An 8,003-nucleotide genomic window follows, 5' to 3' on the forward strand; every position below is an offset into this window, starting at 1 on the left:
CGCCTCCGCCTTGACGATCTTCCCGTCGCTGACGGTCAGCCGCACCTGCACATTGCCGTACTGCGTGGCGGCCACGTCACCGGTGACCGTCCCCGTGCCCGTCTTCTGCGCGCCGCTGCCGCCCTGCGGCGCCTCCTGGGCCGCCGCCGTCTGCTGCGGCGCCGCACCGGCCGCCGAGGCGGCGGCGGGATCCGAGGCCGGCTTCAGCGTCAGCAGCAGCACGATCCCGGACACGGTCGCGGCGCCGGCCAGCACCGCGCGCCGGATGGGGTGGCTCTTCCTCATCGCTTGCGATCTCCTGAAGTCCCGTCGCTCACATCTCGAACGACTCGTGATGGATACGGCGGGCGGGGACCCCCGCGCCGCGCAGTGCCTCGTACACCGACTGCGCGAAACCGGGCGGGCCGCACATGAAGACGTCGTGGCGGTCGATGTCGGCGATCTTCCGCCGCAGCGACTCGGCCGAGATGTCGGGCCGTTCGCCGTCCGGGCTGTTCACCGCGTACATCAGGCGTGCGCCGCGCTCGTCGGCGATCTTCGCCAGCTCGTCCCACAGGGCCAGGTCCTGGGTGCTGTTGGCCCGGTAGAGCAGGGTGATGTCGCCCGCGGCGCCGGGCAGCGTCTCGAACAGCGCCCGCATCGGGGTGATCCCGACTCCGCCGGCCACCAGCAGCACCTTGCCGCGGCTGCGCCGGGCGGCGGTCAGCGCGCCGTAGGGGCCCTCCGCCCACACCCGCGTGCCCGGCTCCAGCTCGCGCAGCCGGGCGCTGTGGTCGCCGATCGCCTTGACCGTGATGCGCAGCAGACCGGGGCGGGGCGCCGCCGACAGGGAGTACGGGTGGGAGCTGAAGCGCATGCCCGGCGCCAGGAACCGCCAGCGGAAGAACTGCCCGGCCTCCGCGCCCATCCGGTGCAGCTTCCGGCCGCCGATCAGCACCGACACGATGCCCGGCGTCTCCTCGATGACCGCCTCGACCCGCATCCGGTGCTTGAGGTTCAGCCGGATCGGCGTGATGATCCGGTACCACAGCACCAGCGCCGTCACCGCGCCGTACAGCCCGTACCAGAAGGTCTTCGCCAGCGGCTCGACCGCGAAGTCGTTGCCGGTGGTGATCTGGTGCCAGAAGGTCAGGAAGACCGCCGCGTACGTGAACAGGTGCACGTGGTACCAGGCGTCGTACGGCATCAGGCGGCGCACCGGGCCGATCGAGACCAGCCCGATCACCACCAGCAGTCCGGTGCCGATGGCCGCCTTGCCCATGTCGGGCAGCTGGTTGATGGAGTCGATCGTCTGCTGGACGATGTCGCCGAGCGACTTGCCCGCCTGGAGCGCGTAGCCCCACATGATGAGGAACACATGGGCGAGGACCAGGCAGAGCGTGTAGCGGCCGCTCATCGCGTGCCAGCGGGCCACCCGGTCGGAGCCGACCCGGCGCTCCAGGGCCGGCACGCGCGCCATCTGGAGCACGACCAGCGCCATGAGGTAGCCGGCGAGCAGGCCGGTGATCCGGCCCGCGTTGAGGATTCTGCCGTTGGTGTCGGCGATGGAGGGGGTGTTCATCCACCACAGCCAGATCACGGCCGCCGCGCCCGCCCATACGGCGAGCAGCAGCGGGACGGCGGGCGAGCGGCGCGGCCGGATCCGGCGCATCGTCTGGCGCCGGGCGGCACGTCCTCCTGCGAGCGTGGTGGTCACGGTTCCTCCGTGGCGATTTGAACCTTGGCCCACAGATACGTGGCGGATGCGCCCCGTGTTCAGAGCCCGGCCGAGTCCAGCGCGGACTGAAGCGACTGCTTGTACCCGTCGCTTGTGTAGGTGGCCCCGGACACCGAGTCGATCCGAGCACTCTGCGCGGCCAGCGCCTCCCGCCGCAACTGCGGGATGGCGTAGCTGCTGATCTCCTGGTCCCTGGGGTTGTCGGTGGGGTAGGAGACCGCGGTGACGTCGGTGATCCGCCCGCTCTTGAGCGTGATGCGCACCTGGACCGGGCCCCAACGGGTCTGCACCGTCTCGCCGGTGACCGTCCTGGTGCCGGAGGTGCTCCCGCCGGACGACGAACCGGACGACGAACCGCTGGACGACGACCCGCCGGAGCCCGCGGACGAGTTCGAACCGCTCGACGCGGCCGGGGCGGGCGCGGCGGCGATCTCCGGCGGAGTGTGCGGCTTGAGCGACAGCAGCATCACCAGTCCCGAGACGGTGGCGGCGCTCGCCAGCACCACCCGGCGCAGCGGGCTCCTCTTCTTCAACGCGTGCACGAATGCCTCACAGTTCTGGGCTCAGAGTTCGAACGACTCGTGGTGGACCCGCCGGTCGGGCACCCCGGCGGCGCGCAGCACCTCGTACAGGTCCTGGGCGAAGGCGTGCGGACCGCAGATGTAGACGTCGTGCCCGGACAGGTCGGACACGGCCGAGCGCAGCGACTCGACGGTGAAGCGCGGCCGCTCGCCGTGCGGGCCGTTCAGCGCGTACAGCACCCGCGCCCCGCGCCAGCGCGCGATCGCCTCCAGCTCCCCGCCCAGGGCGAGATCCTCCGCCGTGCGCGCCCGGTACAGCAGGGTGACCTGCCCGGGCAGCGTCTCGAACAGCGCCCGCAGCGGGGTGATGCCGACGCCGGCCGCGATCAGCAGCGACTTGTGCGAGGTGCGCCGGTCGGCGGTCATCGAGCCGTACGGCCCCTCCGCCCACACCCTTGTGCCGGGCCGCAGCAGCGGCACCGCCGCGCTGTGGTCGCCGAGCGCCTTCACGGTGATGCGCAGCAGGTCCGGGCGGGGCGGCGCGGACAGGGAGTACGGCGTGGAGGTCCAGCCCATGCCCTCGGCGAGGAACCGCCAGCGGAAGAACTGCCCCGGCTGCGCGCCCAGTTCGTCCAGCCGGTGCCCCCGCACCACGACCGAGTACACCCCGGGCGCCTCCTTGTGCACCGAGTCGACCCGCATCCGGTGCCGCAGGTTTAGCCGCACCGGGGCGAGGATCCGGAACCACAGCACCAGGGCCGCCACCCCCAGGTACAGCACGTACCAGGCTGCCGTGGCCGCGGTGTGGCCGTTGAACTCGTTGCCCAGCGCCAGTTGGTGCCCGAAGGCCAGGAACACGGCCGCGTAGGTGAGCAGATGGACGTAGTACCAGAACTCGTGACTGGTGCGGCGGCGCACCGCCCGCGCGGAGGTGACGCCCACCGCCAGCAGGATCACCGTGCCGGCCGTCCCCTTCAGCATCTCCGGGTAGTCGAGGACCACCGTCACCGCCTCGTGCACGATCGAGGCCCGGTCCTGCGCCGCGTACCCGGCCAGGATCAGCACGATGTGCGCGACCAGCAGGCACACCGTGTACCGGCCGGCCATCGCGTGCCAGCGTGCCACCCGGTCCGAGCCGATCCGCCGCTCCAGCACCGGTACCCGGGCCATCAGGCCGACCAGCACCGCGCAGGAGTAGCCGCACAGCAGCCCGGCGATCCGCCCGGCGCCGGTGAGCCAGCCCGCCGCGCCCACGACCGAGGACGTGTCGTACCACCACAGGCCGACCACGGCGGCGGCCCCGGCCCACAGCAGCGCCAGCACGGCGCCCGCGGGGGAGCGCCGGGGGGCCACCGGTACGGGCGGGGCCGCGGCCCGCCGCTCGTACACCGTCGTCATGTGTTCGCGTCCTTTCGCCGGTCCGGGACGACTGCCCGGACCGCCACTGTGCGGGGCGAACCTCTGAGGGCGCTCTGAAACCGGGGGTCCGGCGCGCACCCCACAGACAACTCAGAGCGGACACTCACACGGCTCTCACCCGGGGGCACGCACGGTGCGCGGACGGTGACCCGGCGCCCCGGCGCGAGAGGCGACTCACAGAAAACTCAGAGGGACGGCCGTCGCGGACCGGCCATGCGCCGGGGGATGCTGGAAAGGCCATGAACACACCCCGCCCCGCCCTCGCCCGCCCCGACGGCACGCCCGTCCGCGTCCTCGTCGTCGACGACGACCCGGACCTCGCCGAGGTGCTCTCCGGCGCCCTGCGCTACCAGGGCTGGCAGGTCCGCACCGCCGGCGACGGCGCCACGGCGGTCGCCGAGGCCCGCGAGCTCCAGCCCGACGCCGTCGTCCTGGACGTGATGCTCCCGGACACCGACGGCTTCGCCGTGCTGCGCGAGCTGCACGCCGTGCAGCCGGACGTCTGCGTGCTCTTCCTCACCGCCCGGGACGCGGTGGAGGACCGCATCGCGGGCATCACGGCGGGCGGCGACGACTACGTGACCAAGCCGTTCAGCCTGGAGGAGGTCGTCGCCCGGCTGCGCGGGCTGCTGCGCCGCGCGGGGATGGCCCGCCAGCCGGCCGACGGGCCACGGGTCACCGTCGGCGACCTGGTCATGGACGAGGACGCCCGCGAGGTCACCCGGGGCGGCGAGCTGATCGAGCTGTCCCCGACCGAGTTCGAGCTGCTGCGCTTCCTGATGCACAACCCGCGCCGCGTGCTCAGCAAGGCGCAGATACTCGACCGGGTGTGGTCCTACGATTTCGGCGGCCAGGCCCATGTCGTGGAGCTCTACATCTCCTACCTGCGCAAGAAGGTCGACGCGGGCCGCGAGCCGATGATCCACACGGTCCGCGGGGCCGGGTACGTGCTGAAACCGGCGGTCCGGTGAGCACGTCCGGTGCGCTCGGCGCCGTACTCGCGTGGCCGGGGCGCCTGCTCGCCCGGCTGCCGCGTCCGCGCACCCTGCGGGCCCGGCTCACCGCGGGCCTTGTCGTGCTGCTCGCCGTCAGCTGCGCCGCCGTCGGCGTGGCCGCCGTGGTGGAGCTCGACGGCTTCCTCACCAGCCGTGTCGACCAGCAGTTGCGGGACGTCGGCGCGCGGTTCCCGGCCAGCCTCGAGCACGGCACGCTGCCCCGCGACGACCATGACGGCGACGAGCACGGCGACACCCGCCGCCAGGCCTCCGGCACCCTCGGCGTGCGCCTGCTGAACGGCAAGGTCACCAACGCGGCCGTGGTCCCCGGCGCCGACGCCGACTACTCCACCGACCTGACCGTCCGGCTGACCGGCCACGACAAGGCCGAACTGGCCCGGGTGCCGGCCGACGGCAGGCCCCGCACCGTCGAGCTGTCGGCCCTGCACGGCTACCGGGTCGTGGCCTCCCACGGTCTGGACGGCGACGTGCTCATCACGGGCGTGCCGCTGGAACCGGTGGAGGCCACCGTGCACCGGCTCGAGCTGGTCGCGGTCGTCGTCTTCGGCATGGCGCTCGCCATCACCGGCGTGGCCGGCGCCCTGTGGGTGCGGTGGTCGCTGAGGCCGCTGAGCCGGGTCGCGGCCACCGCCACCCGGGTCAGTGAGCTGCGGCTGGCCAGTGGCGAGGTGGCGCTGCCGCCCCGCGCGCCCGGGTCCGACCCGCGCAGCGAGGTGGGCCGGCTCGCCGCCGCATTCAACCGCATGCTCCACCACGTCGAGGACGCGCTGACCAAGCGGCACGCCAGTGAGGAGCGGCTGCGCAGCTTCGCCGCCGACGCCAGTCACGAGCTGCGCACTCCGGTCGCCTCGGTGCGCGGCCACGCCGAACTCGCGCTGCTGCATCCGGGGCCGGTGCCGCCCGAGATCACCCGCGCCCTGGAGCGCATAGCCGCCGAGTCCGCCCGGATGGGCGAGATGGTCGACGAGATGCTGCTCCTGGCCCGCCTGGACGCCGGCCGCCCGCTGGAGCGGCGCCCGGTGGACCTGACCCGGCTGGTCCTGGACGCGGTGACCGACGCCCGGGCCGCGGGCCCCGGACACCGCTGGACGATGGAGCTGCCCGAGGAGCCGGTGACGGTCACCGGGGACGCGCACCGCCTGCAGCAGGTGCTGGCCAACCTGCTGGCCAACGCCCGGCTGCACACGCCCGAGGGCACCAAGGTGACGGTGTCGCTGGAGACCGAGCGTGCGGGCGGGGGCGAGCGTGCGGGCGGCACGGCGGTGCTCAAGGTCCAGGACGACGGGCCCGGCGTCCCCGCCGAGGTCCAGCCGGGCGTCTTCGAGCGCTTCACCCGGGCCGACCGCCGCCGCACCGGCCCGTCCGGCGGCGCGGGAGCGGGTCTGGGCCTGTCGATCGTGGCGGCCGTGACCGAGGCGCACGGCGGCGGGGTGACGCTGGAGAGCCGCCCGGGCGCCACGACGTTCACCGTCCGGCTGCCGGAGCGCGGCGAGTAGCGGCCGGGCGGCGGGTCAGGCGGCCCCGGGGGCCCGGACGGCCGGGGACGGCGGCAGCGGGAGCGGCAGCCCCGGCAGCCCGTCCAGGCTGGTGGCCACGTGGTCCTTCTTGGCGAAGTACTCGCCCAGCGAGGCGTCGTCCTCGCGCGCGAAGCGCTTGCCGTGCAGGTCGCGGTCCTCCTCGTACGCCATGAAGGGCACCGCGTAGCCGCAGGTGTCCCGGATCAGCTCGGCGCGCACGACGACGATCGCGCGCAGCCCGTGCGAGCCGGCGTCGATGCCGGGGAAGCGGGCGAGGAGTCCGGTAAAGCGCGGGTCGTCCCGGAAGACCGGCTCGCCCCTGCCGTGCACGCGCACGATGTTGGGCGGCCCCTGGAAGGCGCACCACATGAGGGTGATCCGGCCGTTCTCGCGCAGGTGGGCGATGGTCTCGGCGTTGGAACCGGCGAAGTCCAGGTAGGCCACGGTGTGCTCGTCGAGCACCGCGAAGGAGCCCTTGAGGCCCTTGGGGGAGAGGTTGACCGTGCCGTCGCCGGACAGGGGAGCGGTCGCGGTGAAGAAGAGGGGCTGCTGCTCGATGAACGTGCGGAGCCTGCCGTCTATGCGCTCATACGTCTTTCCCATGCCCGGCGATTATCGGCGCGGTTCTTTCGGCTGTCTAACGAATTGCGCGGCCCGTGTCCTCGCGTCTCGCGGCCCGCTCGCCGTGGCCGCCCCGGCCGGCGCTTGCTTCGGGGCGGCCACGGCTGCCTGTCACCTCACCGCGTTCACTTGGTGAGCGTGCAGGCGGCCAGCGCGTCCAGTCCCTGCGGTTCGGTCCCCTTGCGGCCGATGGCGATGGCGATGCGGTCGATGGTCGACTTCCGCTTGTCGGCCAGCGGGCCGAGGATGGCGTTCTGGACGAAGTTGGGGCCGCCCTGGCCGACGGTGTTCCGCAGGCGGGTGTTGGCCTCCTGGATCTGGGTGCCGAGGAGGCCGAGGTTGCGGTCGACCTCGGCCTGCGCGGAGGCGGGGACCGCGGGGAGCTGGGACTTCACGTCGGGGCAGCTGATCGTGCCGGGGTCCGCGAGCGTCCGGGCGCTCTGCGCGCCGCCGCCCTTGGACGGCTCGCCGGCGAGGGCGGAGCCGGCGATGACCGCTCCGGACAGCACCACCGCTGCGGCGCCGCCGATGAACGCGACGCGACGCCTGTTGTACTTCGCAAGAGCCCTGGACATGCGGATGCCTCACTCGGGTCGGGGGTGTCGTGGCCGTGCCGTGTGCTTGGGGCGTGGGGGTGGACGCGGCGCCTGCGTCCGGCGAGAGATACGAGAAAGCGGTTGCGGCCGTTCAAGGAGTTCCGAAACCTCCCTTCGAAACCCGCCCCGCACGCCCCCCTCCGCCCACCAGGCGCCCCCACGGGAGATTGACGAATCATGCGGAGTTCTGCATACTCATGCATGTCAGCGAATGCACTGTGAGGAGAAACCCGTGACCGAGCGCGTCGTACTCGCCTACTCGGGCGGTCTGGACACCTCCGTCGCCATCGGCTGGATCGCCGAGGAGACGGGCGCCGAGGTCATCGCCGTTGCGGTCGACGTCGGCCAGGGCGGCGAGGACCTGGACGTCATCCGCAAGCGCGCGCTCGCCTGCGGTGCCGTCGAGGCCGAGGTCGCCGACGCCAAGGACGAGTTCGCCGAGGGGTACTGCCTCCCGGCGATCAAGGCCAACGCCCTCTACATGGACCGCTACCCGCTGGTCTCCGCCCTGTCCCGGCCGACGATCGTCAAGCACCTCGTCGCCGCCGCCAAGAAGCACGGCGCCACCACGGTCGCCCACGGCTGCACCGGCAAGG

At 73.0% G+C, this 8,003-nt stretch carries 8 protein-coding genes and 1 pseudogene; 3 read left to right on the forward strand and 6 right to left on the reverse strand.

Features of this window, described 5'->3' with window-relative positions:
• From IE249_RS38115 to IE249_RS22130, 4 genes and pseudogenes are all read right to left on the reverse strand, one after another.
• Positions 1–285, reverse strand: a pseudogene (locus tag IE249_RS38115) (FMN-binding protein); the annotation flags it as partial.
• A 28-nt stretch (positions 286–313) separates the two neighbouring features.
• Positions 314–1,696, reverse strand: a complete 1,383-nt coding sequence (locus IE249_RS22120) for a ferredoxin reductase family protein (RefSeq protein WP_189707130.1) — start codon at positions 1,694–1,696, stop codon at positions 314–316.
• 59 nt (positions 1,697–1,755) lie between these two features.
• Positions 1,756–2,259: an FMN-binding protein gene (locus IE249_RS22125; protein ID WP_189707132.1), complete on the reverse strand. Its 504-nt coding sequence runs from the start codon at positions 2,257–2,259 to the stop codon at positions 1,756–1,758.
• 21 nt (positions 2,260–2,280) lie between these two features.
• Positions 2,281–3,636, reverse strand: coding sequence for a ferredoxin reductase family protein (locus tag IE249_RS22130; protein WP_189707134.1), 1,356 nt, complete (start codon positions 3,634–3,636; stop codon positions 2,281–2,283).
• A gap of 260 nt (positions 3,637–3,896) precedes the next feature.
• On the opposite strand from IE249_RS22130, the gene IE249_RS22135 reads away from it, so the two are divergent.
• Positions 3,897–4,628 (forward strand): response regulator transcription factor, encoded by a 732-nt coding sequence (locus tag IE249_RS22135; RefSeq protein WP_189707136.1) that lies wholly within the window; start codon positions 3,897–3,899, stop codon positions 4,626–4,628.
• Positions 4,625–6,169 carry a sensor histidine kinase gene (locus IE249_RS22140; RefSeq protein WP_229859001.1) on the forward strand — a complete coding sequence of 515 codons (1,545 nt, stop codon included), beginning with the start codon at positions 4,625–4,627 and terminating at the stop codon, positions 6,167–6,169. Before IE249_RS22135 ends, IE249_RS22140 begins: the two co-directional genes overlap by 4 nt.
• Positions 6,170–6,184: 15 nt before the next feature.
• On the opposite strand, the gene IE249_RS22145 is transcribed toward IE249_RS22140, so the two are convergent.
• Both IE249_RS22145 and IE249_RS22150 read right to left on the reverse strand, forming a co-directional pair.
• Positions 6,185–6,793, reverse strand: a complete 609-nt coding sequence (locus tag IE249_RS22145) for a pyridoxamine 5'-phosphate oxidase family protein (protein ID WP_189707138.1) — start codon at positions 6,791–6,793, stop codon at positions 6,185–6,187.
• A 143-nt stretch (positions 6,794–6,936) separates the two neighbouring features.
• Positions 6,937–7,386: a hypothetical protein gene (locus IE249_RS22150; protein WP_189707140.1), complete on the reverse strand. Its 450-nt coding sequence runs from the start codon at positions 7,384–7,386 to the stop codon at positions 6,937–6,939.
• 253 nt (positions 7,387–7,639) lie between these two features.
• Here IE249_RS22150 and IE249_RS38120 point away from each other — a divergent pair.
• On the forward strand, positions 7,640–8,003 hold a 364-nt coding region (locus tag IE249_RS38120; protein ID WP_229859003.1), incomplete at its 3' end, for an argininosuccinate synthase domain-containing protein.

The sequence above is a fragment of the Streptomyces anandii JCM 4720 genome (assembly GCF_014650655.1).
GTDB classification, from domain to species: domain Bacteria; phylum Actinomycetota; class Actinomycetes; order Streptomycetales; family Streptomycetaceae; genus Streptomyces; species Streptomyces anandii.